The sequence below is a fragment of the Flavobacterium aestuarii genome (assembly GCF_040049115.1).
Taxonomy (GTDB): Bacteria; Bacteroidota; Bacteroidia; order Flavobacteriales; family Flavobacteriaceae; genus Flavobacterium; species Flavobacterium aestuarii.
Genome location: NZ_JBDLZZ010000004.1, coordinates 263,953 through 289,764, shown reverse-complemented (window position 1 = coordinate 289,764; position 25,812 = coordinate 263,953). Strand labels below are relative to the sequence as shown.

The window sequence follows — 25,812 nt, the reverse complement described above, 5'->3', positions numbered from 1 at the left end:
ATCATACTGATTGTCATTTAAATTTTGATCATTTTAAAATTTTTCAAAGACAAGAATATCATTTTTACAGCAGAATTAGCAATATTCAGTCATCAAATCAATATCAAAACAGCAGGAAACTTCAGCAGAAAACAAAGATAATCTCAATAAACAAATAAATAAATTACGCAATATTAAATTTGAATCACAATTGAATTTTAATTATTAAACTATTCGCAAAAACGAACATTAAAGCTTTTTTTTTCATAAAAAACAGTACTTTTGGAAAATCAAAAATGAAGAAATTTAACAGCACATATCATCCTTCGGTAACAACTCAAATCTGGGTTGCTCTTGCTCTTACAACTACATCTACTACAATTACTACCCCTTAGGGGTATACATTTTACATATAATCCAGCTGCTGTACTTTTTTCTTTAAAGAAAAAAAGTCATGGGTGTATAGAAACCATTTTACAATCAGAAAATAAAAACACGAATTCACTGATTATCACACAATAACAATCAAAAAAACAGTGATTCAAATTTACATAAAACAAATAAACTTCTTATGAGAGTATTAAAATTTGGCGGTACTTCGGTAGCCAATGCAGAAAACATAAAATTAGTTTTAGACATAGTCCTTAATAAAGCACAAGGTGAAAAACTTGCCGTTGTTGTATCCGCTTTGAGCAAAGTAACCGATTTACTACTGTTAGCTGCTTCGAAAGCTGCATCCAACGACGAAAGCTTTAAAGAAATTGTTGCCGAAATTGAGAAAAAACATTTAGAAGCACTTAAACAGCTGACTCCTGTTAGCGAGCAAAGCGGTTTGTTAAGCCATATAAAAAGAATCATCAACCACTTGGAAACACTGCTTGACGGATGTTTTCTTCTGGGTGAATTATCACCAAGAACTTTGGATACTATCCTAAGTTTTGGAGAATTATTATCATCATTCATCATTGCCGAAGCCTTAAAACAAAAACTAAAAAACAGCAGTTACAAAGACAGCCGTGAATTGATTAAAACCAATAATCAGTTTGGTAAAGCTGCGGTGAATTTTGAGATTACAAATAAATTAATCGCTGATTTTTTTGCTTCAAATGAAAATCAAGTGGTTGTAATGCCTGGTTTTATTGCAACTTCCGAAGATGGAATCCATACTACTTTAGGACGTGGCGGTTCTGATTATACTGCTGCAATCATTGCAGGAGCATTAAATGCAAGTGATTTAGAAATTTGGACTGATGTAAACGGAATGTTTACTGCTAATCCTAAAATTGTAAAACAGGCGCAGCCAATTGCCACAATTTCGTACCAAGAAGCAATGGAATTGTCTCATTTTGGTGCCAAAGTGTTGTATCCGCCAACTATTCAGCCGGTTTTAAGAAAAAACATTCCAATTTATATCAAAAATACTTTCGAACCGCAAGCCGAAGGAACTTTGATTTCAAACAGCGTTGCTGACCACAGCAATCCGGTAAAAGGAATTACACATATCGACAATATCACTTTGATTACTCTGGAAGGTTCCGGAATGATTGGGGTCGCAGGTTCTTCCAAAAGATTGTTCGAAGTTTTATCACACGAAGGCATCAATGTAATTTTTATTACTCAGGCTTCATCCGAGCATTCTATTTGTATTGGTATTTCAAATTCGGATGCTGAAACCGCTGAAACCGCAATCAACAAAGCATTCCAAATCGAAATCACCCAAAACAAAATTGATCCTTGTATTGTAGAGCAAAACCTCTGCATCATTGCTTTGGTTGGTGAAAACATGAAAAATCACCAAGGTTTAAGCGGCAGAATGTTCAGTACTTTAGGAAAAAACAATGTGAATATCCGTGCGATTGCTCAAGGTGCTTCCGAAAGAAACATCTCGGTGGTTATTAACGAAAGAGACGTTAAAAAAGCACTGAATACTTTACACGAAAACTTCTTTGAAGAAAACACCAAACAATTAAACCTGTTTGTAATGGGCGTTGGAAATGTGGGTGAAAAATTCATCGAACAAATCCACCAGCAAAAGAAATTCTTAAAAGAAAATCTAAAAATAAACCTGAGAGTTATTGCAGTTTCCAATTCCAGAAAAATGCATTTTGACGAAGACGGAATTTCTTTGAAAGAATGGCAGTCGCTTTTGGACAAAGGAGAAACTGCAAATATGGAACAGTTTATCCATAAGGTAAAAGAGCTTAATTTACGCAACAGTATTTTTGTTGATATCACTGCCAATGCAGAAGTTTCCAAAACTTACGAGCAGTATTTAAAGCAAAACGTGGCTGTAGTTACCTGCAACAAAATTGCATGTTCGTCTGCTTATGCAAATTATAAAAACCTGAAAAGTTTGTCGCGTCAGTTCAATGCGCCTTTCCTTTTTGAAACGAATGTCGGAGCTGGATTACCAATCATTGATACAGTTAAAAACCTGATCGCTTCTGGTGACAAAGTACACAAAATACAGGCGGTTTTGTCAGGAAGCCTTAACTTTATCTTCAACAATTTTGATGAAAACAATACTTTTCATGACGTTGTTAAAGAAGCTGGAGTTCAAGGATTTACAGAACCAGATCCAAAAATAGATTTAAGCGGAATTGATGTTGCCAGAAAGATCCTTATCCTGATTCGTGAAAGCGGTTATCAGATGGAAATTGAAGACATTGAAAACAAAGCTTTCCTTCCGTCAGCATGCATGGGAACAACCAATAATGATGCCTTTTTCGCTTCATTAAAAGAACATGCAAGACATTTTGAATCCCTTTTGGCCGAAGCCAATGCAAAAGAAAGCCGATTAAAATTTGTCGCTCAATTTGAAGATGGTAAAGCAAGCGTAGGTCTGCAGTTCATTCCAAAAGACCATCCATTTTACAATCTGGAAGGAAAAGACAATATCGTTTTATTCTATACTGATCGTTATGTTGATCAGCCGTTATTGATAAAAGGCGCCGGTGCCGGTGCAGCCGTTACAGCATCGGGAATTTTTGCCGACGTGATTAGAATAGGAAATGTATAATTTAAAGTTGATGGTTATTGGTTGATGGTTGATAGATAAAAACCAACAACCGACAACCAACAACCAACAACAATATTTATGAACGAAATAAAAATATTTTGCCCTGCCACAATCGCGAATCTTTCGTGTGGTTTTGATGTACTTGGACTTTGTCTGGCTACACAAGGTGATGAAATGATTGTCCGTAAATCAGATGTGAAGGGTGTTCGTATTACCAAAATCGTAGGTGCCGATTTACCAATGGAAACCGAAAACAACGTTTCGGGTGTTGCTGCTTTGGCGATGCTGGAAGAAGTGGAAACCGAATTTGGTTTTGAAATCGAAATCTACAAACACATCAAAGCCGGAAGCGGTATTGGAAGCAGTGCGGCGAGTTCTGCCGGAGCCGTTTTTGGAATCAACGAATTATTGGGAAGACCTTTCACTAGAAAAGAATTGGTGAAATTTGCGATGCAGGGCGAAAAATTAGCCAGCGGAAATGCCCACGCAGACAACGTTGCCCCTGCCCTTTTGGGAGGTTTTACCTTGGTTAGAAGTTCAAATCCTTTGGATATTATCAAAATCGAAAGCCCATCCGAATTGTATGCAACGGTGGTTCACCCACAAATCGAGCTAAAAACATCTGATGCCCGTTCGGTATTAAAACAAACCGTTTCCCTGAAAAGTGCCATTACCCAATGGGGAAATGTGGGCGGATTGGTTGCAGGTCTTTACACTCAGGATTACGAATTAATCGGGCGTTCTCTGCATGACGAAATCATTGAACCTATCCGCTCTATGCTGATTCCGGGATTTGATTTAATCAAGCAGACCGCTTATGAAAACGGAGCCTTGGGTTCAGGAATTTCAGGTTCAGGACCTTCTATTTTTGCTTTAAGCAAAGGAAAAGAAAACGCCGAGAAAATCGCCAAAGCCATGAGTGCCGTTTACGAAGAAATGAATCTGCCTTACGAAATTCACGTTTCAAAAGTGAATGACGAAGGAATTAGTGTCCTTTAGGACGCTGTAGGCAGTAAGCTAAATATAAAAAGCTTAATGCCTATCGCCTACAGCATAAAGCAAAAAAATTATTGACAAAGGCAAAAGCGTAAAGCTTACTGCCTAAAGCCTAAAGCAAAAAAACAATGAAATATTACAGTTTAAACCATAATGCCCCAAAAGTTTCTTTTCAGGAAGCGGTAATACAAGGACTAGCGAGTGACAAAGGATTATATTTTCCTGAAAACATCACCGCTTTGGATGCTTCTTTTTTTGATAAAATCGAAAGTTTAAGCCATGAAGAAATCGCTTTTGAAGCCATCAAACAATTTGTCGGAGACGAAATCCCTACAGAAACTTTAAAACAAATCATCGCTGAAACTCTGGTTTTTGATTTTCCGGTGGTGAAAGTCGAAAACGGAATCTATTCGCTGGAATTATTCCACGGTCCTACAATGGCCTTTAAAGACGTTGGAGCAAGATTTATGTCCCGTTGTCTTGGCTATTTCAATAAAGACAAAAAAGATGCTAAAAACACTGTTCTTGTAGCCACTTCGGGCGATACAGGTGGTGCTGTTGCCAGCGGATTCCTTGGCGTAGACGGTGTAGATGTCGTAATTTTATACCCATCCGGAAAAGTGAGCGACATTCAGGAAAAACAGTTGACTACTTTAGGACAAAACATCAAAGCTCTTGAAGTGGACGGTGTGTTTGACGACTGCCAGGATATGGTGAAAAAAGCGTTTTTGGATGAGACTTTGGCTCATAAAAACCTGACTTCGGCAAATTCTATCAATATTGCACGCTGGTTACCGCAAATGTTCTACTTTTTCTTTGCCTACAAGGCATTAAAAAGCCAAAACAAACCATTGGTATTCTCTTGCCCTAGCGGCAACTTCGGGAATATCTGCGCCGGAATCATGGCTAAGAAATTAGGTCTGCCAATTGAACATTTTGTGGCATCTACCAATGTAAACGATACTGTACCAAGATTCCTTGAAAACGGAATATACGACCCAAAACCATCCAAAGCAACAATTTCAAACGCTATGGACGTAGGAAATCCAAGCAACTTTATCCGAATTCAGGAATTGTACAACAATGATTTAAAGGCTTTTGAAAAAGATTTCTCTTCCTACAGCTATACCGATGAAGAAACTTTAATCGCTCTTAAAAACATCTACGAAGCAGACGGTTACATCGCAGAACCACACGGAGCAGTTGGTTATTTGGGATTGAAAAAAGAACTCCAAAAATTCCCCAATGCCATTGGTATTTTCCTAGAAACCGCTCACCCAATTAAATTCCTTGATGTAGTTGAACCTGCTTTAGGAATTAAGCTTCCGATTCCGACACAGATTGAGAGTGTTATTAATGAAGAGAAAGTTAGTGTGAAGATTGGGACTTATGAGGAGTTAAAAGCGTTTTTGAATTCGAAGTAATTCTTTCAATAAAAGTTTTAAAACATATACGTCATTTATATAAACCATTTAAATTCTGTTAATGATTAACAAAATTTAAATGGTTTTCTTTTTGAGAAATTAACCCCAAATTTCACTTATTGCATACAAAGGAAAATTGGTAAACCAGCTTTCTGTTCTAAATTTACTCATGGAAGTTCTAATCGCATTTTTATTTTCAAATTTTTCAACAAATGTTTTCAAGCTTTTAGACTTCAGGTTTTCTTCTGCTTTTACTTCAACTGGTATAATTTCATTATGATTTTGGAATATAAAATCTAATTCAGCTGTTGCATTTGGGGCGGTCCAATAATAAATTTCAGTTTTAATTTTTAATTGCTGACATACAAATTGTTCTGTTAACGCACCTTTGTATTCCGTCAAAATGGAATTGTTTTCCAATATTATTTTTTTATCCAAATTACCTATAGCATTGAGCAATCCAATATCCAATAGGAACAATTTAAATGAATCAAAATCTGCATATGCATTTAAGGGCATTACTGGTTTTTCAATCCGATTTACTTTTAAAACCAAACCAGCATCCACCAGCCAATTAATTGCCATTTCAAAATCTTTGGCTCTTGATCCTTTTTTAATTTGACCATAAATAAATTTCCTGTTTTCTTTTGCTAATTGACTAATCAAAGAATTCCATACCAATTTTATTTTAGGAACAATTTCATTTGGTGCATATTTAGCAAAATCATTCTCATAGCCAATACAGATTTTTTGCTGTATTGCCCTTACTGATTCCAAGTCTTTATTTTCTAAATAATTAAGCACAGCTTCTGGCATTCCTCCAATAAAATAATACAACCGCAATTGTTCAATTAATTGTTCATGAAAAGAACTTATCAGCTCCCAATTTTTATTTTTTATTTGTTCAACCAAACGCTGCTGTCCGCTGTTATAGAGAAATTCCATAAAACTCATTGGGTACAATTTCATAAAATCAACTTTTCCAACAGGAAAAGAATTATTCTTTTGCAATGAAACACCAAGCAAAGAACCTGCCGCAACAATATAATATTGCGGTGCCTGCTCTTGAAAATATTTTAAGGCTGTCAATCCTTTTTCGACTTCCTGAATTTCATCAAAAATCAGCAAAGTAGTTTTTGGAATAATTTTTTGATTGGTTTCTATTTCAATGACAGCAATAATTCTTTCTATATTAAAATCAGCTGAAAATAAATTATTTAAACGACTGCTGCTTTCAAAATTGAGATAAACAACCTGCTCAAATTCCTGATTTCCAAATTCCTTCATCAGCCAGGTTTTTCCAACTTGTCTTGCACCTTGAATGATTAAAGGTTTTCTATTTTTAGCATTCTTCCAGCTAATTAGCTCCTGAATTAATAATCTATTCATAGACAGTTATTTAAATTAATATCAAGACAAAATTACACTTTTTCATTTGAAAAAGTGTAACACAATACATTTTTTCAAATGAAAAAGTGTTACACCATACACTTTTCCTAAGGAAAGATTAAAAAAAATAGAAAAAATGTTTTTTGGAGCCAATCCTGCTGTGCGCTGTATCTGTGTGCTTGAACCCCAAGCACACAGGATGCCGCTACCATCAGGGCTAGGACGGTATTTGTGCGTTTAAAAAGATTGGTTTTAAACTAAAGTATCGTTCTTTATTCTATAATAGTAAGTAGAAATCAATTCAATAGAAAATTCAAACAAATGGTAAGAAAAAGACATATATTTGAGAAAAGAAAAAGGAATATACACAAAGTTGAAATATATTAACTCATAAATTAGCTTTATGGAATTTATTAATTGGATTGAACAATTATTTGAAATGAAAAAATATTTAAATTGGAATTTTTGGGTTCTTTTTTTACTAATACTTAGCGCATTAGTTTCTTATAAAATATCGCTAGAAGATGATGAAAAGAAAGAAATAATAGAAAAAAAACAGATTTGTTAGTAAGCACAGGAAAAAAGACGATCGATAATTTACAAGGTGTGAGCGAAGATATTTTGGATTCTCAAAATCAAGCTAATGTTACTTATAAAACATTAAAGGAAACTTATGCTAAAACCATTGAAAACTTAGAAAAATCGGAACGGAATTATAAAACAAATTTAGAGAATTTAGAAAGAACACTAGATGCTAAAAATTCAATTTTAGAATCGCAAAAGGATATGATTTCAAGACTCACAGGAGGTGATAGTTATCCATATTTCACAATTAGTAACAAGAAATTGAAACTAAATATCAATGGAAAATATAATATTCCGAATTTGCATTTTGAAATTTACTTTTTAAAAGATTATCTTATTCAAGAACCAAATAATTTAAAAAAATACTTATTTCAAGGTATTCTGAATACAAACATAATAAAGTTAAAAGAAAATACAATTTCTAAATTATTTGTAAATCAATATAATAATGGCTTAGAATTGTCTGACGAAGTTTTACAACATATACGAGATGATCAATACTCTGGTATCGATATTAAATTTACATCAGAATTTAAGAAATGGTCTCAAACTATTCGATTGAATAAAAACATATTAGACCAAAATACTCTAGAAATTTGTAATGTTATTTATGAATTAAAAGAGACAAAATCAGATAACCCGTTTGAATTAGCAAAAAGAATCAAAGCTGAGGCTTCTATTAATTTTAATTTGCCTTTCAAACTAATAAAAGAGATATATAAAATGCCTATTAATGATGATTTAATAATTCTATATCCTAAAATAGATATATTGGAATTAAAATCGAATGAAATTGAAAAAAATTTAAGTAACTATAGTGTTGATGAATTTAAATAACAGAAAAAACACCGCTAGCGCGAGCGCCACGCACGTAAACGCAAGGAATTGAATCCATTAGGTTTTACGACCAGTTTGTCATTCCGAGGAACGAGGAATCTCCGTTAGAAGCTCGACAAAGATTGGGGATTTTGATTATGGAATTACCTGCGAAGATTCTTCGTTCCTCGGAATGACAAGTTTGAGGATTATTGGGATGTTTAAAAGCATCATTGGTTGAAACTCCCTTTCTGCGCGAGTGACCCTGCAAAGTCTCCCAACTTCGCCACACCAATTGAGCAAACAATACGAACCAACAAACCCAATCACCCTGATAAGTCATAATTCATTTAACCTATAAAGACATTTAAAAAAATACATTCAAAAATATGAATACCAGTATTGACATCATTGGAGCAGGAATTGGAGGTCTTACAACAGCTTTGGCATTACAGCAAAAAGGGCTACAGGTAAACATTTACGAAAGTTCGGCAGAGATAAAACCTGTTGGTGCTGGAATAATTTTGGCCAATAATGCCATGCAGGTATTTAAGAAACTGGGACTTCAAAACAAAATTGAAAAAGCAGGAAACCGAATTTCTTCAATGAAAATTACCGATCATCAGTTAAAACCGCTTTCTATTGCTGACTTATCAGAATTCGAACAAAAATATGGTGTTTCAAATATTGCTATTCATAGAGGAGAATTGCAAAAAATACTTGCCGAAGAAATTGGTTTGGAAAATATAAAATTCTCCAAACGGCTTTCAAAAATCGAAAAAAAGGAATTGTTTAAAATGACTTTTGAGGACAATACAATAGTAGAAAGCAAACTTATTATTGGTGCAGACGGAATAAAATCGGTAGTAAGAAATCAGTTATTTACCGAAAACACTATACGAAATGCCAACCAGAATTGCTGGAGAGGTATTTGTGAAATTGATTTGCCTGAAAATTATCAAAACGAATTAAATGAGGCTTGGGGAAAAGGAAAACGTTTTGGATTTGTACACATTGGAGTTAACAAAGTCTATTGGTACGCTTTGACGAATAAAAAAGATACAAACGAGCCTAATCTTTCAGAAGTATTCAAAGATTTTCATTTGGACATTTTGAAAATAATTGCCTTTACACCAAAAGAAAAGATTATTGCCAGTGAAATTCTGGATCTGAAACCAATCCATAAGTGGCAAAGCGAAAATGTATGCCTAATTGGCGACGCTGCACATGCTACAACACCCAATTTAGGTCAGGGAGCCTGTCAGGCAATAGAAGATGCCTATGTAATTGGTGAGTTATGCAATAACCTGAATTCCATTGAAAATATATTGCAGCACTATGAGACAATTCGGAAAAAAAAGGCTCATTATATAGTAAATACGAGCTGGTCACTTGGAAAATTGGCTCATATTGAAAACCCATTGGGCATAAAAATCCGGAATTTTATTATGAAAAACACACCAAAGTCTGTCAATAAAAAGCAGATGGATATGATTTTTAATCTTAATTAAATATGAACACAGTACTCGCCATTTGCTTTTTCTGGTTTTTCTATTTTATTGATCTTAAACAGATAAAACCGTAAATAACACTTCATCCATCAAAATATACAATTCAGAACTATTTTTTTTATAAAATCTTTTAATACGGTTAAGTTTGAACCGTTAAACTAATCAAAACAAAAATGGAACAGACTATCAAGATTTTAATTTACATCCACGCCTTTTTTGGCGGCATTGGATTGATAACCGGAATTGGAAGTATAATTGCAAAAAAAGGACAAAAGTTACATCGAGGAATGGGAAAACTGTTCTCCATCGGGATGATAACAAGTTCACTGCTGTCATTGCCTATTTGTTTCATGCCAAAACACCAAAACTTATTTTTATTCCTAATCGGGATATTTAGTATTTATCTAGTAATATCAGGAAATCGGGCTTTGACATTCAAATTAAAGTCAAAAATACAAGCCGGTCTTACCGACAGATTAATTTCGGGAATCATGTTATTTTCGTCCGTTATCATGATTTTGATTGGTATTTACTGCGTTGTAAATACTATTGCAAATGGAGTTTTGTTTGCTTTCTTTGGCGGTTTTGGGTTGTTTATGACAGTTAAAGATTTTATCTTTTTCAAAAATTTCACAAAAACAAAAAACAGCTGGCTGACCAGACATATCGGCAAAATGGCTGGTGCATTAATCGCTTCCATTACTGCTTTTATTGTTGCAGGATTGGGTTTAGGAAACTTAATTGCCTGGATGACACCATCGATTATAGGTACTTTTTATATCATTTACTGGAACAGAAAAGTGGATTCTAAAACCAAATTACAGCAGGCGATCGTATAAGGAAACAGTCCAGATAGCAGACCCAAAAAACATTATTCAAAATATTATTCAAAATTCAACATATGTTTATCGTATCATTATCATATAAAAAAGACCTGAGTGAGGTTGACAAATTTCTCGAACCGCATATTAATTTCTTGGACAAATACTATTCTGAAAATAAATTTATTTTTTCAGGGGCGAAAAATCCAAGGACAGGCGGTATCATAGCCGTTCGAAATGTGAATAGAGATGAACTGCATAAAATTATTAAACAGGATCCTTTTTATCAGAACGGAATTGCTGATTTTGAAATTACCGAAATCATACCCACTAAATATGATGAAGCTTTTTCTGTTTTTATAGAAAACTAGCATTTATTTATCTTGTCGAAATAGTTTGCCAACAAAGTTTCAAACCTTCTTCAGCGCAGATCAATCGTATAATTATACAATACATCTTTATAATTGTATAATTACAAAAACGTAAATGAGATTAATTTTATGTCAGATATAAAAATAAAATCATGGAAAAGCGAATGTATCATTATGCTACCGTTTCAAAAGCATTGGAAGAGTTAAAAGAAAAAGGTTTTACAGTAGACTTTAACATTCAAGAATCTAAAATCATCAATAATCCAAATGATTTTGAAATTGTACACATCTACCGCTATGAAGGAGAAACCGACCCTGCAGATGAAGCTACTGTGTATGGCATTAAATCAATTGCAGGCGAAAAAGGAGTTTTTGTTGCTGGCTTAGCCGCTTATGCAGATAAAAGCGCCGCAATGGTTTTAAATGATTTAGCCATAAAAGGAAAAGAAGACCAGATTTAATTTATAATTTGGTATGGGACGCTTACAATCCAAACTCGAAAAAATTGGAAGAGATTCTAAAATCACTGCAAAATCTGTTGGTCTTCGCTATGCTATAAATACCAATACAGGATATTTTAGACTTAAAAAAAATGACGATTTTATTTTTGTAGATCACAGCAAAAAGAAAATACGCAGCAAACAGATATTGGAGAGAATCAAAAAATTAGTGATTCCTCCTGCTTGGGAAATGGTGTGGATTTCCCCTTATGAAAACGGCCATCTGCAGGCAACAGGCATTGATGCCAAAGGAAGAAAACAATATCGGTATCATCCGCAATGGAATAAGATACGGAATCAATCTAAATTTTACAGATTAAGAAGTTTTGCCAATGCTTTGCCATTGATACGAAAACAGGTGGATAAAGATTTAAACCGGAGCGGACTTCCATACGAGAAAGTGATGGCACTGGTAATCAGGCTTATTGAGATGACCAACATCAGGATTGGAAATGATTCATATAAAAAACTATATGGGTCTTTTGGCCTTACTACTCTTCAAGACAAACATGTTCGATTTAAAGATTCCCAAATCTATTTTAGTTTTACTGGAAAAAAAGGCATTTCGCATAAGATCAGTCTCGAAAGCAGAAAACTGGCCAATCTTGTCAAAAAATGCAAGGACATTCCAGGTCAGGATTTATTTCAATATTATGACGATAACGGTAATCACCACGTCATTGGCTCGGCCGATGTCAATAATTATCTCAAGGAAATAACTCAGGAGGATTTTACCGCCAAAGATTTTCGGGCATGGGCTGGAACTGTCAATGCATTGACTGCTTTTCAAAAAAAAGCTCCTGCCGAAAACCAGACAGACTGCAGGCGCAAAACAGTTGAAGTACTAGATGAAGTAGCTTCCAAATTAGGAAATACACGTACTGTCTGCAAAAAATATTATGTGCATCCTACCGTAATTTCGGCTTTTGAAAAAGGAACAATCTGGAAATACAAACCAGGTCCAGATCATACAGAACTGCGCCCTGAAGAAAATGCTTTGGTCGAATTATTACAAAACGAAGCCATAGCAGAAGTCTTTTGTTGAGAGCAATTTATAAACATCTCAATTGAATCATACTGCCTTTTTGAAACCCGCAATGTAAATTAAATGTTTATTTTTAAGAATAACATCCAGTTAATAATAGTCTTTTGATAATACACAATTCATTTTAAGTTTAAGTATTCCACATTCCTTTGTAAGGAATTTAAAACCAACTAGAATGAAAAAAATTATCTTACCAATGTTGTTTTTGGCAACATTAATTTCTTGTGACAATAATGACAAATCAACAGAGCCGGCAGCAACATCGGATGTGGTATTGAGCAACCGGTCAGTAACACCCGTATTGCTGAAAAAACAGGCTGGTTTCGAAAATCTGGAATTGTATTCTCTATTGACTTCAGATGATGTTTTGCCAGAAAGCCCAAGTTATGTTTTTGGAGGTTCGGCAGACGGTTCTGGCTTATTAAAAAATTCGGATGGAACTTTCACATTTTTAGTAAACAACGAAGACAATTTTGCCGTTTCAAGAATTACTTTGGACAAAACATTTAAACCAGTAAAAGGAGAATATCTATTAAACTCAAATGGCGGAACCTGGAGATTATGTGGTGCTACAATGGCAACACCAGCAGAACACGGTTTTGGTCCTTTGTATTTAACTTGTGGAGAATCTGGTGAAGAATCCCGTACACATGGTGTTAATCCATATGCTAGTGCTGGTGCAGCATCGGTAACCAAAGAATTGTCAGGTTTAGGAAGATTGAGCGCTGAAAACGCTTTGCCTCTGCGCAAAGAAGCTTATGCAGGGAAAACTGTTATCGTTATTGGCGATGATGATTCTGGAACTTATGGAGGGCAAGTTTTTATGTACGTTGCAAATACTGTGGGTGATCTGGAAAATGGCTCATTGTATATGATGAAAAGAAATGACGAGAACCAAAAAGAAAAAGACATCGTTACTGGAAAAACATACCCTGTTTCGTTTGTTAAAATTGACAATCACACTACTCTGACTGGCGCACAGATTAATGCTTCGGTAAATACATTAAAAGCCATCAAATTTGGCCGGGTTGAAGATTTGGATTACCGCAAAGGCGGCAATGATGCTGACCGTGAGATTTATTTCAATGTAACTGGGCAGGCAATTTCAGGAACCAATGCTGATGCTTCTAGAACCAAATACGGCAGGGTTTATAAATTGAATTTAGACAAAGCAAATCCATTAGCCGGGAATCTGGAAGTTATTCTTGACGGAGACGATCGTTCAGGAATTGCAGGGAAATTTCAAGATCCTGACAATATCTGTGTGACAAAAAACTATGTGTATGTTCAAGAAGATGCAAATAATTATGGTGATGAAACACACGATGCTTACATTTATCAATATGATATTGCCAAAAAACAGCTAAAAACTGTGGTTGAATTGGATCACCGCCGTACTGCAGCAGATGCAGAAAAATATAATGTAGGCGGAACATCTGCTTTTGGATCTTGGGAATACGGTGCATTAATCGATGTATCTGATCAATTAGGGATCGAAAATACTTTTATGCTAAGCGTTCAGCCTCACACTTGGAAAGGAGCTAAATACAAAGGTGTTGATGGAGGTACACTCCGTACTGACGAACAACAGGCAAGCCAGATTGTAGTTATCAAGGGATTAGCCAGATAAATTACAGCATTAGTACACAAATCCCACGATTCTTATATACAGAATCGTGGTTTTTGTTTTTTATAATCAAGTTTCTTTTCAAAAAATGAAAAAACAAATCCTTATCCCTATATTTTTACTGCTGCTTTCTTGTTCAGATTTTAAAACAGCTGTAGAACAGTCCGGTAACTTATTCAAAAGCGATATTGCTGTCCTGAAAAAAGAAGTGGATCAACTTGGACTTCTTGTTCAGAATGGCGCCAGTACCAAACAAATACAGCAGCAGTTTTTCAAATCACACGAAACCTACAAAAAAGTAGAAATTTTAAGTGAATACTATTTTCCCTCAGTTTCCAAAGCCATAAATGGTCCCGCTCTGGATGAATATGAAATAGATGAAGGCTTGACCGTTCCCCCAGAAGGATTTCAAGTTATAGAGGAATTCATTTTTCCAAAATATAATAAAAAAGACAAAGCGGGGCTTTTGAGGCAATTGGGCATTCTAAAAGCCAATCTGAACCGATTAGAACTGGTTTCGAAAACCAATGTACTGACAGATTCTCATATTTTTGATGCTGTTCGATTGGAAGTTTTCAGAATAGTTACTTTGGGCATTACAGGTTTTGATTCGCCTATTGCACAAAATTCACTTCCAGAAACTGCTGCATCTCTAGAAAGCATTGCATCTTATTGCAAAATTTACAACTCTAAATTTGAGATAAAGGAATTGCAGGACGCATTGAATATCATTAAAAAAGGAAAACAATATCTGCAGCAGCATTCCAATTTTAATGCTTTTGACAGGGCTTATTTCATAAAAGAAATTACCAGCCCTCTGAGTAAAAACTTACATCAGGCTCAGATAAAGCTTCATATTCCATTTCTGAAAGAAGTAAGAGGGCTAAAAACAACAGCACAGACACTTTTTGAAAAAGAAGTTTTTGATGCAGAAGCATTCTCTGGATTTCCTGATTATAAAACTACTCCCGAAAAAATAAAATTAGGGGAAGAACTCTTTAATGACCCAATTTTATCTGGAAATAATACCCGCTCCTGCGCTTCCTGTCATCATAAAGACAAAGCTTTTACTGATGGTTTAGAAAGAGCAAAAACCATAGATGGGAAATTTTTAATTAAAAGAAACACACCAGCGTTGACTAATATCGCTTTTCAACGTGCATTTTTCTACGATTCACGAGTAAGCTATATCGAAGATCAAGCGGTGGCAGTAATTACCAATGAAAATGAAATGCATGGTTCATTAGATAAATCAGCAGCAGATTTAAAGAAAAATAAAGCCTATGTGGCCAAATTTAAAACCGCATTTCCAGACAAGGCAATTGATGCCTTTGCAATAAAAAATGCCTTGGGATCTTACATCAGGTCATTGAGCGGGTACGATTCTAAATTTGATGGCTATATGCGCAACGAAGTGTCGTTTACAGCTGCAGAAAAGAATGGTTTCAACTTATTTGCTGGAAAAGCCAAATGTGCAACTTGTCATTTTATTCCGTTAACCAATGGAACTGTTCCACCAAATTTTACCAAATCGGAGAGTGAAGTCCTTGGTGTCCCTGATAAATACAGCAAATTAGATTCAGATTTGGGTAAATTTGAATTAACAAAAGCATTACTCCATAAAAATTCTTTCAAAACACCAGCCATCCGAAACATAACATTGACAGCGCCTTATATGCATAATGGAGTTTTTAAAACTCTCGAGGAAGTTGTTGATTTCTATAATGAAGGAGGCGGAAAAGGCCTGGGTTTTTCATTAGAAAATCAAACCTTGCCCGAAGACAAATTGAATTTGACTGATTTGGAGAAAAAACAGCTCATTGCATTTATGAAAACCTTAACCGATAAACGTTTTTTAAAAGAGAAGCAGTAAGCTGACTAAAAAATTAACCGCATATCACGCAAGATATTACGCAAAAAATTCACCAGGAAATGCTTAGATAATTTGCCGATCTGCGGTTCATTTAAAAAAAAACTCATTTATTATTTCTCTAAATTCTTTAATCATTTTTTCATAAAACCAGCTCTTCAAACAGCCGCTGCATGGTTTTGTCCAAATCGGTACAGAAACCGGAATGCGGCCTTGAAGTTTGAATCGCCGAACTTCGAATAGCGGTTAACCAGCGAAAACGGGACGGGATATCAAACTCGCCAATAGGGCCTCCTGCCCTTCCGCCCTGTGCAATTTTCTGAAAAGATTCTAAATTTAGTTCGAGCTGTTCCAAATCAAAATCTTCAGACAGCATCAATAATCTGGTTTCATTGACAGAATACATCATTTTTATGAATTTGGCACTTTTGCAAAACAGAATAATGCCTACATTGAGGAATTCTTCACGTTCTACTCTTGGCACTACGCGAATAATGGCATATTCATATAAGTTTTTCTCTTGCATTTTGGGCTTCATTTATAAAAATTTCTGAATGATTCAATCTCGTCCATAAAAACTGAAAATAAACGTTTCTGATTTCGTCTGGCGTCTGTTCGGTATCTTCCCAATGAAGCCAGTCTTCTGGAATGTAATTAACGATATCGTGCAAAATCTCTTGGGTCAATAATTTTTTGAAAACGGAATCAGTTTCTTTTAACAAACTGGCTTGCGGCAGCAAAACATGATCCTTTATCAATGCAAACGGACTTTGGGCATGCTTTTCCCAAGTGGTCCAGGAATGATGAAAATAGAGTGATGCTCCATGATCGATAAGCCATAATTCTTTGTGCCAGATAAGCATATTGGTATTCCGGAAAGTACGGTCTACATTGGTAATAAAAGCATCCAGCCAAACAATCTGCGAAGCTAGTTCAGGCGTCAATTGGGTTACCACTGGATCAAAAGTAATAGCACCTGATAAAAAATGCAAAGCCAGATTCAGCCCCTGGCTGCCTTGCAATAAATCCTGAATTTCCTCATCACCTTCGGTACGGCCAAAAGCTTCGTCCAGATTAGCAAATACCAATTCAGGCATTTTGAGTCCAAGAACTCTGGCAATTTCCCCGCCAATGAATTCAGCAATCAGGGCTTTTACACCGTGACCAGCACCTCGAAACTTCAAAACATATTTAAAATCATCGTCAGCTTCGGCCAAAGCAGGCAGTGAACCGCCTTCCCGCAAGGGCATAATGTAGCGGGTAACATTTACGGTTCGTAATTCAAGTGGTTTTCTCATGGCTAAATTTTAGGAATTGCAAATTTACGAATTATACAAGCCGAATTTATAATCTGAAATAAGGCATAAAGAACCCTTATTCGAATATCCGATAATTATTTTCCTGATTGACTTTTCTCTATTGGCTTAAATAAAAAATTGGAATCTTTAAACTCTAATGTTCCTTTTACATAGAAAGGTATTGTCATATAAGTAGAAATTAATCCTGTTCCTAATTTTAATTCTTGATTTTTTTCCAATAAAACAAAGGGAGCTCTCTTTATATCACCTCCATACGATCTATAACAAAAATCACCCCGCAATGTATCTCCAATTCTATTGCCGCGAACTGCTCCAGAATCTTTTCCCAAAAGCCCGTAACGAATTTCATATTCTCCATAAAAAGTGTTTTCTGTAAAAACCATTGACAGGAAAGCTGTTGAATCTCCTTTCGAAGCTTTGTAAAATTTTCTAAAGGTTTTGTTTTCTCTCTTGTTACAGCTATACAGTAAAAAAATCACAGCTGTTATAAAGAACAGCTTTTTCATTATATTTTTTGTTCTCATTTCTTTCCAATACAATTGACAGGACAAATATAAAATATCAAAATGCAAGCAAAGACTGTTTTTTATAATTTTCGATAACATCTTCGAAAAATTAAGCATTAAAAAAACAATTATTGACAGCGATATAAATCTTATTAATTTTCAGGTTAAGCATCTCAGCTGAATTTATGCAGGGTAGAGTTAAAATTTTGGCATTATTTAGAACAGTACCCCTGTTTTTATCAGGGTTACTATTAACAAATCAGCATACTTTTCCAAGCTTAGAATATCATTGATTTAAATAGTCAAAATTCTGTTAAAACCTTTGATGTTACTGGACTTTCCTATAAATTTACCAACATGAAAACAGCACGCAAAATAGCACTTTATACCCTTTGCTTACTGCTTACCCTTACTTGGGCTGCGCCGTCTGTTTCTACTATTATAAAAACTGCTTCCGAAAGAAAAACCGCTGATAAAAAAGAAGCATTACCAGAAGGAAAATCAGAAGTGGAAGAAAAAACATTTGAAATTGTTTTAGACTTTCCTGCTCCTTTCAGCATTCCTTTTCAAATTATACCTTCGACTGAACTGCACTTTAGCAAAGTGGATGCCATACCACAATCAGTATTTTTGGATTTATCGAATCCGCCGCCTGAATTTTATTTATTTGCTTAAAATCAGCTTTCTAAACCTATAAGGTTTGGGACAAACTTTTATACAATTAAATTTAAAATTCAAACATACTATGAAAACGATATTCACGCTTGCACTTGCTTTATTTACCTCTTTACTATTTGCTGATTCTCATATTATTGTAAAACAGAATGGAGAAAAACTAGAAGTAAATTATGTTACTACAAAAGACAACACCGTATTTTATTCTCTGCCTGGAAACAGTACGGTAAAAGAAATAAGCCTTTTTGCTATTGAAAAAGTAATTGATAAAAAAACAAACAGCATACTTATTGACAATCACAAAGCAGATGTTTCAGGAAAAAAAGGATACAAAAATGTTCAAGTTTTAGCAAACACTCAAACAAATGGCCTGCATCAGGGTATTACTCTGAAAACCACAATTCACAAACCAAAAGGACTGACAAAATCTGATTGGATTGCAGATGCTACGACCAGAATAAAAAAACAGGCCGCAGAACAAGGTTTTCCTTTTGTTGTGATTACCAATCAAACTGATTCCAAACTAGAAGCTGTAGCATACAATTATTAAATTAGCAATTTTAGAAAAACTATAAAGAGACAAGAATTAATTTGTCTCTTTTTTTTTGCTTAAAACAGTCCACAAGCAACATTAAACAATTAAACGATTAAACGATTTTCAAGACTCAGATATGCTTTCCCAAGGTAGTCAATAATTGACGAAGCTATAAAGGATTGATATCCAGTTTCGGGCAAAGCGATAGCAGCGGTCAGTCCGTGGAGATAAACACCTAATATTGCAGCATCCAAAGGATTATACGATTGCGCCAAAAGACTGGTAATTATACCTGTCAGCACATCACCGCTTCCGGCAGTTGCCAGAGCAGCATTTCCTGTAGTGTTACGATAAACCGTTTCGCCGTCAATGATGTGAGCTGGTGCTCCTTTCATCACAATTATCACTTGATTCAATATCGAAAAAGCAATAGTTTTTTGAAACATTTCGGCCTCCGAATGCCATTTACCAATCAGCCGCTCCAGTTCTTTGGGATGTGGTGTCAGGATTGTTTTAGGTATAACCAATGCTATCCACGACGGATTATGCGCCAAAATATTCAAAGCATCGGCATCTATAACCAGCGGAGCACTCGCAGCAGACAAAAAATCATGAAATGCTTTCTGAGTTGCTGTTTCCTGCCCCATTCCCGGACCGATACCAATTGCATTGGGTTCCAGATTATAACTGATATCCGAAAGGTGTTTTTTGTGCTCATCAGTTATTACCATCACTTCAGGATTGGCAATCTGAAGAATTTCGTAACCACATTTTGGGATAAAAGCCGTTACTAATCCACAACCTGTTTTCAACGCTACTTTGCTGGACAAACATATCGCTCCTATTTTCCCATAGCTTCCGCCAATGAGCAATGCGTGTCCCTGCAGGCCTTTGTGCGTATTCTGGGCAATAGGTCTGTAGCGTTTCAGGATTTCATTTCTATCAATAATTATGGGACTATCCATGATTTTCTTTTTCTATTAAAAGTACAAAATTTCGATAAGATTGGCTCACTTCTATTGAACCACAAGGTTCGCAATGTTTTTTACGCTAAGTTCCTCAAGCTTTGCGTTCATTGCACTTTTCAATATCAAAAAAAAGCTTTTCTTTGTGTCCTTTGCGGTTCAATCCAAAAAAAATCCATTCATACTAGAAATCTTGAAATATTTATAAGACCTTTGCACGCTTTTAGAAATTATAAATTGATCATCAGCTAGATGAAAAAGAAAATAGAAATACTTGCTCCTGCAAAAGATTTAATACAGGGAATCGCTGCCATAAACAGTGGTGCCGATGCTGTATATATTGGTGCTCCACAATTTGGTGCCCGTTCCAATGCAACAAATTCGATTGAAGATGTAGCAGCTTTGGTTCAATATGCTCATTTATACCACGCTCAGGTTTTTGTGGTTATCAATACCATTCTATACGACAATGAAATTGAAACCTGCCGCCAGATGATCTGGAAATTGTATGATGCTGGCGTAGATGCCCTTATTGTACAAGACATGGCTATTATGGAAATGGACCTGCCTCCTATCGTTTTGCACGCGAGTACACAAGCGAACAACAGAGACGCCGATAAAATTAAATTCCTAAAAGATGCCGGAATGAAACGTGTGGTTTTGGCCCGCGAATTGAATCTGCACCAAATCAAGGAAATCAGCGAAGCTTCGGATGTAGAGCTGGAGTTTTTTGTAACCGGTGCTTTGTGTGTTTCTTTCAGCGGTAACTGTTATATGAGTGTTGCCAATGGCGAGCGTTCTGCAAACAGAGGCTCCTGCGCACAGAACTGCCGTTTGCCGTATAACTTAATCGATGGTCATGGCGATACTTTAATCAAAAACAGCCACTTGCTTTCTATCAAGGATTTTGATGTATCAGACCAGATTCCAAATTTAGTCGAAGCTGGAGTTATTTCATTTAAAATTGAAGGGCGTTTGAAAGACATTGTTTATGTCAAAAATAATGTTGCTTACTTACGGCAAAAACTCGATGCTTTTCTAGAAGGAAGCGACAAATATACCAAAGCTTCCTCAGGAAAATGTACTTACACTTTTGATTCAGCTTTGGATAAAAGTTTTAACCGTGGCTATACCGACTATTTTGTCAACGAAAGATATCAATCTATTGGCTCCTGGGAAAGCCCAAAATCCAAAGGGCAATACATTGGAAAATTAATTAAAACCATTGGTGGAGCTTACCAGATTGAAAACGGTGAATTACTGAATAATGGCGATGGACTTTGTTTCATTAACGAAAATAACGAAGCCGAAGGAATTTATGTAAACAAAGCCGAAAATGGCTTAGCGTATCCAAATGTACTGAAAGAAATCAAGGAAGGCACTTTTATTTACCGAAACAATGATGCTGCTTTTATCAAAATCGTAGAAAGAGAAGATAGTGCTGTCCGCAAAATCGGGACAACTTTATTATTGACCGAAAACGAAAATGGCTTCGAATTAATTGCGACTGATGAAGATGGTTATGTAAGCACTGTTCAGTTAAATCACGCCAAAGAACAAACCAAAAACAATCTTTCGATAGAAGAAAATATCAAAACACAATTGGCTAAAACTGGTTTTACACCATATACAGCCGACGAAATTACCATAATGTTCGCACAAAACTGGTTCTTGCCTATTTCAAAAGTAAACGAAATGCGCAGAACGGTTTATGAACAATTATCCGAAATTCGTTTGGCAAATTACAAACGTGAAGAACATCAATTGGTAAAAACATCACATCCTTATCCGGAAACCAAATTGGATTTTATGTACAATGTTTCCAATAAAAAAGCGCGTCAATTTTACGAACGTCACGGCGTTACCGAAATTGAAAAAGCTTTTGAATTGCAATGGGATCCTGGAAAATCACGTGTAATGACTACAAAATACTGTATTAAATACGAATTGGAAAAATGCCCAAAATACCACAAAGACACGATGGAAGGCAAACTCAAAGAACCATTGGTACTGAAACAGGGAGAATTGGAATACAAATTGAAATTCAACTGCAAACCCTGCGAAATGGAGATTTGGGAAAAAGATGCCGAATTCGAAATTGAGGAAGATTAACAAAAAATATCTTTTATCGATACATCAAAAACTACAAAGAAAAGGAAACTTTACTTTGTAGTTTTTTTGTTTTTGATTTAAATTTAACAAAAACTTACTTCACTAAAAATCAAAACAATAATCTCTTTTTATTAACTTTATAATTAAAATAAATCAGATTCATCTTATATTTATGTTTAATTTTTAATTTCCTGCTTTATAATAATTTTAAAATTGAAATAAAATGAAAAAAGTATTGTTCCTTACCGGTGACTTCACCGAAGATTATGAAACTATGGTTCCGTTCCAGATGCTCGAAATGGTTGGCTACACCGTCCATGCTGTTTGTCCTGACAAGAAAAAAGGAGAAACCATAAAAACTGCCATTCACGATTTTGAAGGCGATCAAACGTATACCGAAAAACCAGGACACAACTTTGCACTAAACTATAGTTTTAGCGACGTAAATGTCAATGATTATGACGGATTGGTAATTGCAGGAGGAAGAGCTCCCGAATATTTACGATTAAACGAAAAAGTGATCGAGATTACAAAACATTTCTTTAGTACCAATAAACCTGTAGCTGCCATTTGTCACGGAATACAAATACTAACCGCTGCCAATGTTGTAAAAGGCAGAAAGCTTACCGCTTATCCAGCAGTTGGTCCAGAAGTAACATTGGCTGGTGGTGAGTTCCAATCCATTCCAGTCGATGGCGCATTTGTTGATGGTAATCTGGTAACTTCGCCAGCTTGGCCAGCACATCCAAGTTTCATTAGGGAATTTTTAAAAATTATGGGGGCAAAAATTGAGATTTAATTCCACACTATGAAAGTCCTTGCGAGGAACGAAGCAAACTCACTAACATGAGCAAAATAATATGGCAAATGTGATTAGCTAACGCTCCGTTCGCTTCGCTTGGGTGCTTCGTTCCTCCCAATGACATAGCAACTCAAGAACTACAGCGAAAGATACTTTTGCTGTAGTTATTTTATCTTTGAATAAACTCAACATTCAATTTAAATACTCGTTACATGATTACAACAGCAGCTCAGGAAGATGCAATTGCCATAGAAAAATTGATTAATTCGGCCTATCGGGGAGAAACCTCCAAGCTGGGATGGACTACCGAAGCAGACTTATTACAAGGTGAAAGAGTCACTGCAGATGAGCTATCTGAAATACTTAATAAAAAAGAAAATACGATTTTTAAATTAACTGATAACAACACAATTATTGGCTGTGTTTTGCTGGAAAATAAAGGGAATAAGCTTTACCTCGGAATGCTTACCGTTTCGCCTGAATTTCAAAATAGCGGTATTGGCAAAAAACTGCTTAAGAAAGCAGAAGAACACGCTTTGAAATTGGGTTTGCCCAAAATTGTGATGACCGTCATTTCGATTCGGGAAGAATTAATTGCCTGGTACAATCGTCATGGTTTTGCCGATACAGGTATTAGAGAACCTTTCCCCCTCAATGATACTGATGCTGTAATTTCACCACAGCCTTTAGAATTTATTGTACTTGAAAAAAAAGTCTCTTAAATATCTTTTCAGTTGTAGACTATTTTATAAATTAGAACAAAAAAATAAACATGAAAACACTTAATCAATGGTTTGAGGAATATGCGGTGAGCCACCAAAACCCAACAAACAAAGCGATACACTACATTTGTGTTCCAGCAATTTTCTTTTCCATAGTAGGGTTATTGATGAGTATTCCAAATGGTTTTCTAACTAATTTACTGCAATTAAACCAGCCAATTATAGAAAACTGGGCAGCAGTGGTTTTGATTTTTGTATTGTTTTTTTACATTCGATTGTCTGTTGCAATGGCGGTCAAAATAGCGGTTTTTTCAGTTTTGTGCCTGGTCATCAATTATTATATTGGGCAATTTGTTCCTTTATGGGCGTTTTCTATTGGTGTATTTATTGTGGCCTGGATTGGTCAGTTTTATGGTCATAATATTGAAGGCAAAAAACCATCGTTCCTAAAAGACATTCAATTCCTGATGATTGGTCCGGCATGGGTAGTCCAAAATTTATTTTCCAAAAAATAATAGGATTTGAAAAAGGTCTTTTAATTTCAATCGTATTTTAGTTTTTGGAATGAATAAAATTCCGAAAGGAAAAGTCAAAGCACCCAAAGCAGTCTTGCCCAAAGAAGATTTTACTGCTGATTCATTAAAAGTACATATTGAAAAAAGCAGGTATAATGTTGAGAAATTAAACACTTTGACACCAAAACATTATTTTGAACATCCTTTCATGGGACATTTGAAATTAAAACCCACAATCCGTTTTATAAAACTGCATACTCAACATCATTTTAACATCATAAAAGAGATTACTAAAAGTATAAATTGAAGTGGGCATTTTATTTTACAACCTAAACAACTACTTTAAATAAATACTTTTATATTTCTGATTTTCAAAACAATTATTTTTAACTCGTATATACTGCATAAGGGATTCTTTATTTTTTTTTTAAATAAAGATAAAACAGAAAACCTCATTGCTGAAAATTAAAGGAGGTACGACTGCAATTTTAAGCAATGGGGGTACGCCCAAAAACAAATAATTCACTCTGCCAGAAAGCTATATTTTCAGCATTTATAACTTTTGCCAGGCAAAATAAAAGCTATAAATTAGCACTTTAATTTTTATATAAAAAACAAATGAAAAATACTGCTTTAACGCACATACATGAGGGTTTGGGAGCGAAAATGCTGCCGTTTGCCGGATACAATATGCCTATTCTTTATGAAGGGGTAAATACGGAACACGAAACGGTCCGAAATGCAGTAGGTGTCTTTGATGTGTCGCACATGGGAGAGTTTATACTTTCGGGGCCAAATGCCTTGGCTTTGATTCAAAAAGTAACTTCAAATGATGCATCGGTTTTGACAATTGGAAGAGCACAATATTCTTGCCTGCCTAACAATGAAGGAGGAATTGTAGATGATTTAATTATCTATAAAATGAAGGAAGAACAGTATCTGCTTGTAGTAAATGCATCGAATATTGACAAAGACTGGGATTGGATTTCTGCTCATAACGATTTGGGTGTTGAGATGAGAAATTTATCAGATGATTATTCTTTACTGGCAATTCAAGGACCAAAAGCGGTTGAAGCCATGCAGTCTTTATCGTCTATCGATTTATCCGCAATTGCCTATTACCATTTTGAAGTGGCTGATTTTGCAGGTTTTCCAAATGTTATTATTTCAGCAACGGGTTATACCGGTTCAGGCGGATTTGAAATTTATTGCAAGAATTCAGAGGTAGAGACAATCTGGAATAAAGTTTTTGAGGCTGGAGCTTCATACGGAATTAAGCCAATAGGTTTGGCTGCACGAGATACTTTGCGACTGGAAATGGGCTTCTGTTTATATGGTAATGATATTAACGATACAACTTCACCTTTGGAAGCCGGCTTGGGGTGGATTACTAAATTTACTAAAGATTTTACCAATTCGGATAATCTAAAAAAACAGAAAGAAGCTGGTGTTACCAAAAAATTGGTGGCTTTTGAAATGCAGGAACGTTCTGTACCAAGACACGATTATGAAATCGTTGATGCATCGGGAGCTGTCATTGGAATTGTAACTTCCGGTACAATGTCGCCTTCGATGAATAAAGGAATTGGTCTTGGTTATGTTACGGTTGAAAATAGTGCTGTAGACAGCGATATTTTTATCAGAATCCGAAAAAATGATGTGCCTGCCAAGGTGGTAAAACTTCCTTTTTATAAAAAATAGGCTGTTT

Annotated in this window: 25 protein-coding genes; 20 read left to right on the top strand and 5 right to left on the bottom strand. The window is 35.3% G+C overall.

Translation table 11 applies throughout. From position 1 onward, the window contains the following. Window positions 1-550: 550 nt before the first annotated feature. From thrA to thrC, 3 genes are all read left to right on the top strand, one after another. On the top strand, window positions 551-2,998 hold the full coding sequence (gene thrA / locus ABEG11_RS06255; RefSeq protein WP_348823329.1) for a bifunctional aspartate kinase/homoserine dehydrogenase I: 2,448 nt from the start codon (window positions 551-553) through the stop codon (window positions 2,996-2,998). Window positions 2,999-3,076: 78 nt separating this feature from the next. After that, window positions 3,077-3,997: a homoserine kinase gene (locus tag ABEG11_RS06250; RefSeq protein ID WP_348823328.1), complete on the top strand. Its 921-nt coding sequence runs from the start codon at window positions 3,077-3,079 to the stop codon at window positions 3,995-3,997. A 125-nt stretch (window positions 3,998-4,122) separates the two neighbouring features. Then, window positions 4,123-5,418, top strand: a complete 1,296-nt coding sequence (gene thrC, locus ABEG11_RS06245) for a threonine synthase (RefSeq protein ID WP_348823327.1) — start codon at window positions 4,123-4,125, stop codon at window positions 5,416-5,418. A 99-nt stretch (window positions 5,419-5,517) separates the two neighbouring features. On the opposite strand, the gene ABEG11_RS06240 is transcribed toward thrC, so the two are convergent. After that, window positions 5,518-6,807: an ATP-binding protein gene (locus ABEG11_RS06240; protein WP_348823326.1), complete on the bottom strand. Its 1,290-nt coding sequence runs from the start codon at window positions 6,805-6,807 to the stop codon at window positions 5,518-5,520. A 403-nt stretch (window positions 6,808-7,210) separates the two neighbouring features. Here ABEG11_RS06240 and ABEG11_RS06235 point away from each other — a divergent pair, with 403 nt between their 5' ends. The 9 genes from ABEG11_RS06235 (at window position 7,211) to ABEG11_RS06195 (ending at window position 15,956) form a co-directional block, all read left to right on the top strand. Then, window positions 7,211-7,375 (top strand): hypothetical protein, encoded by a 165-nt coding sequence (locus ABEG11_RS06235; RefSeq protein ID WP_348823325.1) that lies wholly within the window; start codon window positions 7,211-7,213, stop codon window positions 7,373-7,375. Further along, complete coding sequence (locus ABEG11_RS06230; RefSeq protein ID WP_348823324.1) at window positions 7,369-8,229, top strand: hypothetical protein; 861 nt, start codon at window positions 7,369-7,371, stop codon at window positions 8,227-8,229. The genes ABEG11_RS06235 and ABEG11_RS06230 overlap by 7 nt, the downstream gene beginning before the upstream one ends. Window positions 8,230-8,597: 368 nt before the next feature. Then, window positions 8,598-9,719: an FAD-dependent monooxygenase gene (locus tag ABEG11_RS06225; RefSeq protein WP_348823323.1), complete on the top strand. Its 1,122-nt coding sequence runs from the start codon at window positions 8,598-8,600 to the stop codon at window positions 9,717-9,719. 173 nt (window positions 9,720-9,892) lie between these two features. After that, complete coding sequence (locus ABEG11_RS06220) at window positions 9,893-10,558, top strand: hypothetical protein (protein WP_348823322.1); 666 nt, start codon at window positions 9,893-9,895, stop codon at window positions 10,556-10,558. Between the two features lie 62 nt (window positions 10,559-10,620). Then, window positions 10,621-10,911, top strand: coding sequence for a YciI family protein (locus ABEG11_RS06215; RefSeq protein WP_348823321.1), 291 nt, complete (start codon window positions 10,621-10,623; stop codon window positions 10,909-10,911). Window positions 10,912-11,063: 152 nt separating this feature from the next. Beyond that, complete coding sequence (locus tag ABEG11_RS06210; protein ID WP_348823320.1) at window positions 11,064-11,372, top strand: hypothetical protein; 309 nt, start codon at window positions 11,064-11,066, stop codon at window positions 11,370-11,372. 13 nt (window positions 11,373-11,385) lie between these two features. Beyond that, window positions 11,386-12,456, top strand: a complete 1,071-nt coding sequence (locus ABEG11_RS06205) for a DNA topoisomerase IB (protein ID WP_348823319.1) — start codon at window positions 11,386-11,388, stop codon at window positions 12,454-12,456. A 175-nt stretch (window positions 12,457-12,631) separates the two neighbouring features. Next, window positions 12,632-14,086 (top strand): PhoX family protein, encoded by a 1,455-nt coding sequence (locus ABEG11_RS06200; RefSeq protein WP_348823318.1) that lies wholly within the window; start codon window positions 12,632-12,634, stop codon window positions 14,084-14,086. 85 nt (window positions 14,087-14,171) lie between these two features. Beyond that, a complete protein-coding gene (locus tag ABEG11_RS06195; RefSeq protein ID WP_348823317.1) occupies window positions 14,172-15,956 on the top strand; it encodes a cytochrome-c peroxidase in 1,785 nt (594 codons plus the stop codon). A gap of 139 nt (window positions 15,957-16,095) precedes the next feature. On the opposite strand, the gene ABEG11_RS06190 is transcribed toward ABEG11_RS06195, so the two are convergent. The 3 genes from ABEG11_RS06190 to ABEG11_RS06180 form a co-directional block, all read right to left on the bottom strand. Continuing rightward, window positions 16,096-16,479 (bottom strand): DUF3037 domain-containing protein, encoded by a 384-nt coding sequence (locus ABEG11_RS06190; RefSeq protein ID WP_348823365.1) that lies wholly within the window; start codon window positions 16,477-16,479, stop codon window positions 16,096-16,098. Further along, the gene (locus tag ABEG11_RS06185) at window positions 16,457-17,251 is read right to left on the bottom strand and encodes a HipA family kinase (RefSeq protein WP_348823316.1); all 795 of its coding nucleotides are present in this window, start codon (window positions 17,249-17,251) and stop codon (window positions 16,457-16,459) included. Before ABEG11_RS06185 ends, ABEG11_RS06190 begins: the two co-directional genes overlap by 23 nt. A 95-nt stretch (window positions 17,252-17,346) precedes the next feature. Continuing rightward, the gene (locus tag ABEG11_RS06180) at window positions 17,347-17,778 is read right to left on the bottom strand and encodes a hypothetical protein (protein WP_348823315.1); all 432 of its coding nucleotides are present in this window, start codon (window positions 17,776-17,778) and stop codon (window positions 17,347-17,349) included. A gap of 357 nt (window positions 17,779-18,135) precedes the next feature. On the opposite strand from ABEG11_RS06180, the gene ABEG11_RS06175 reads away from it, so the two are divergent. Both ABEG11_RS06175 and ABEG11_RS06170 read left to right on the top strand, forming a co-directional pair. Continuing rightward, window positions 18,136-18,453: a hypothetical protein gene (locus ABEG11_RS06175; protein WP_348823314.1), complete on the top strand. Its 318-nt coding sequence runs from the start codon at window positions 18,136-18,138 to the stop codon at window positions 18,451-18,453. 70 nt (window positions 18,454-18,523) lie between these two features. Beyond that, complete coding sequence (locus tag ABEG11_RS06170; RefSeq protein ID WP_348823313.1) at window positions 18,524-19,003, top strand: hypothetical protein; 480 nt, start codon at window positions 18,524-18,526, stop codon at window positions 19,001-19,003. 89 nt (window positions 19,004-19,092) lie between these two features. Here ABEG11_RS06170 and ABEG11_RS06165 read toward each other — a convergent pair whose 3' ends face one another. Beyond that, complete coding sequence (locus ABEG11_RS06165; protein ID WP_348823312.1) at window positions 19,093-19,953, bottom strand: NAD(P)H-hydrate dehydratase; 861 nt, start codon at window positions 19,951-19,953, stop codon at window positions 19,093-19,095. 252 nt (window positions 19,954-20,205) lie between these two features. Between ABEG11_RS06165 and ABEG11_RS06160 the strand changes: the two genes are divergently transcribed. The 6 genes from ABEG11_RS06160 to gcvT all read left to right on the top strand — a co-directional run bounded on the left by ABEG11_RS06160 (window position 20,206) and on the right by gcvT (window position 25,805). Beyond that, window positions 20,206-22,065 carry a peptidase U32 family protein gene (locus tag ABEG11_RS06160; protein ID WP_348823311.1) on the top strand — a complete coding sequence of 620 codons (1,860 nt, stop codon included), beginning with the start codon at window positions 20,206-20,208 and terminating at the stop codon, window positions 22,063-22,065. A 223-nt stretch (window positions 22,066-22,288) separates the two neighbouring features. Next, window positions 22,289-22,864, top strand: a complete 576-nt coding sequence (locus tag ABEG11_RS06155; protein ID WP_348823310.1) for a DJ-1/PfpI family protein — start codon at window positions 22,289-22,291, stop codon at window positions 22,862-22,864. 215 nt (window positions 22,865-23,079) lie between these two features. Beyond that, a complete protein-coding gene (locus tag ABEG11_RS06150; RefSeq protein ID WP_348823309.1) occupies window positions 23,080-23,589 on the top strand; it encodes a GNAT family N-acetyltransferase in 510 nt (169 codons plus the stop codon). Window positions 23,590-23,639: 50 nt separating this feature from the next. Then, window positions 23,640-24,104, top strand: coding sequence for an Mpo1 family 2-hydroxy fatty acid dioxygenase (locus ABEG11_RS06145; RefSeq protein ID WP_348823308.1), 465 nt, complete (start codon window positions 23,640-23,642; stop codon window positions 24,102-24,104). 49 nt (window positions 24,105-24,153) lie between these two features. Then, window positions 24,154-24,411 (top strand): hypothetical protein, encoded by a 258-nt coding sequence (locus tag ABEG11_RS06140; protein ID WP_348823307.1) that lies wholly within the window; start codon window positions 24,154-24,156, stop codon window positions 24,409-24,411. Between the two features lie 311 nt (window positions 24,412-24,722). Next, the gene (gene gcvT, locus ABEG11_RS06135; RefSeq protein ID WP_348823306.1) at window positions 24,723-25,805 is read left to right on the top strand and encodes a glycine cleavage system aminomethyltransferase GcvT; all 1,083 of its coding nucleotides are present in this window, start codon (window positions 24,723-24,725) and stop codon (window positions 25,803-25,805) included. Window positions 25,806-25,812 lie beyond the last annotated feature (7 nt).

What these genes read in the sequence shown, in the direction of transcription:
- ABEG11_RS06235 (WP_348823325.1), top strand. Translation starts at nt 7,211, where the DNA reads ATGGAATTTATTAATTGGATTGAACAATTATTTGAAATGAAAAAATAT.
- ABEG11_RS06180 (WP_348823315.1), bottom strand. Translation starts at nt 17,778, where the DNA reads ATGAAAAAGCTGTTCTTTATAACAGCTGTGATTTTTTTACTGTATAGC.
- ABEG11_RS06150 (WP_348823309.1), top strand. Translation starts at nt 23,080, where the DNA reads ATGATTACAACAGCAGCTCAGGAAGATGCAATTGCCATAGAAAAATTG.
- thrA (WP_348823329.1), top strand. Translation starts at nt 551, where the DNA reads ATGAGAGTATTAAAATTTGGCGGTACTTCGGTAGCCAATGCAGAAAAC.
- ABEG11_RS06170 (WP_348823313.1), top strand. Translation starts at nt 18,524, where the DNA reads ATGAAAACGATATTCACGCTTGCACTTGCTTTATTTACCTCTTTACTA.
- ABEG11_RS06215 (WP_348823321.1), top strand. Translation starts at nt 10,621, where the DNA reads ATGTTTATCGTATCATTATCATATAAAAAAGACCTGAGTGAGGTTGAC.
- ABEG11_RS06155 (WP_348823310.1), top strand. Translation starts at nt 22,289, where the DNA reads ATGAAAAAAGTATTGTTCCTTACCGGTGACTTCACCGAAGATTATGAA.
- ABEG11_RS06140 (WP_348823307.1), top strand. Translation starts at nt 24,154, where the DNA reads ATGAATAAAATTCCGAAAGGAAAAGTCAAAGCACCCAAAGCAGTCTTG.
- ABEG11_RS06190 (WP_348823365.1), bottom strand. Translation starts at nt 16,479, where the DNA reads ATGCAAGAGAAAAACTTATATGAATATGCCATTATTCGCGTAGTGCCA.
- ABEG11_RS06145 (WP_348823308.1), top strand. Translation starts at nt 23,640, where the DNA reads ATGAAAACACTTAATCAATGGTTTGAGGAATATGCGGTGAGCCACCAA.
- thrC (WP_348823327.1), top strand. Translation starts at nt 4,123, where the DNA reads ATGAAATATTACAGTTTAAACCATAATGCCCCAAAAGTTTCTTTTCAG.
- ABEG11_RS06210 (WP_348823320.1), top strand. Translation starts at nt 11,064, where the DNA reads ATGGAAAAGCGAATGTATCATTATGCTACCGTTTCAAAAGCATTGGAA.
- ABEG11_RS06225 (WP_348823323.1), top strand. Translation starts at nt 8,598, where the DNA reads ATGAATACCAGTATTGACATCATTGGAGCAGGAATTGGAGGTCTTACA.
- gcvT (WP_348823306.1), top strand. Translation starts at nt 24,723, where the DNA reads ATGAAAAATACTGCTTTAACGCACATACATGAGGGTTTGGGAGCGAAA.
- ABEG11_RS06185 (WP_348823316.1), bottom strand. Translation starts at nt 17,251, where the DNA reads ATGAGAAAACCACTTGAATTACGAACCGTAAATGTTACCCGCTACATT.
- ABEG11_RS06195 (WP_348823317.1), top strand. Translation starts at nt 14,172, where the DNA reads ATGAAAAAACAAATCCTTATCCCTATATTTTTACTGCTGCTTTCTTGT.
- ABEG11_RS06160 (WP_348823311.1), top strand. Translation starts at nt 20,206, where the DNA reads ATGAAAAAGAAAATAGAAATACTTGCTCCTGCAAAAGATTTAATACAG.
- ABEG11_RS06175 (WP_348823314.1), top strand. Translation starts at nt 18,136, where the DNA reads ATGAAAACAGCACGCAAAATAGCACTTTATACCCTTTGCTTACTGCTT.
- ABEG11_RS06205 (WP_348823319.1), top strand. Translation starts at nt 11,386, where the DNA reads ATGGGACGCTTACAATCCAAACTCGAAAAAATTGGAAGAGATTCTAAA.
- ABEG11_RS06165 (WP_348823312.1), bottom strand. Translation starts at nt 19,953, where the DNA reads ATGGATAGTCCCATAATTATTGATAGAAATGAAATCCTGAAACGCTAC.
- ABEG11_RS06220 (WP_348823322.1), top strand. Translation starts at nt 9,893, where the DNA reads ATGGAACAGACTATCAAGATTTTAATTTACATCCACGCCTTTTTTGGC.
- ABEG11_RS06200 (WP_348823318.1), top strand. Translation starts at nt 12,632, where the DNA reads ATGAAAAAAATTATCTTACCAATGTTGTTTTTGGCAACATTAATTTCT.
- ABEG11_RS06250 (WP_348823328.1), top strand. Translation starts at nt 3,077, where the DNA reads ATGAACGAAATAAAAATATTTTGCCCTGCCACAATCGCGAATCTTTCG.
- ABEG11_RS06240 (WP_348823326.1), bottom strand. Translation starts at nt 6,807, where the DNA reads ATGAATAGATTATTAATTCAGGAGCTAATTAGCTGGAAGAATGCTAAA.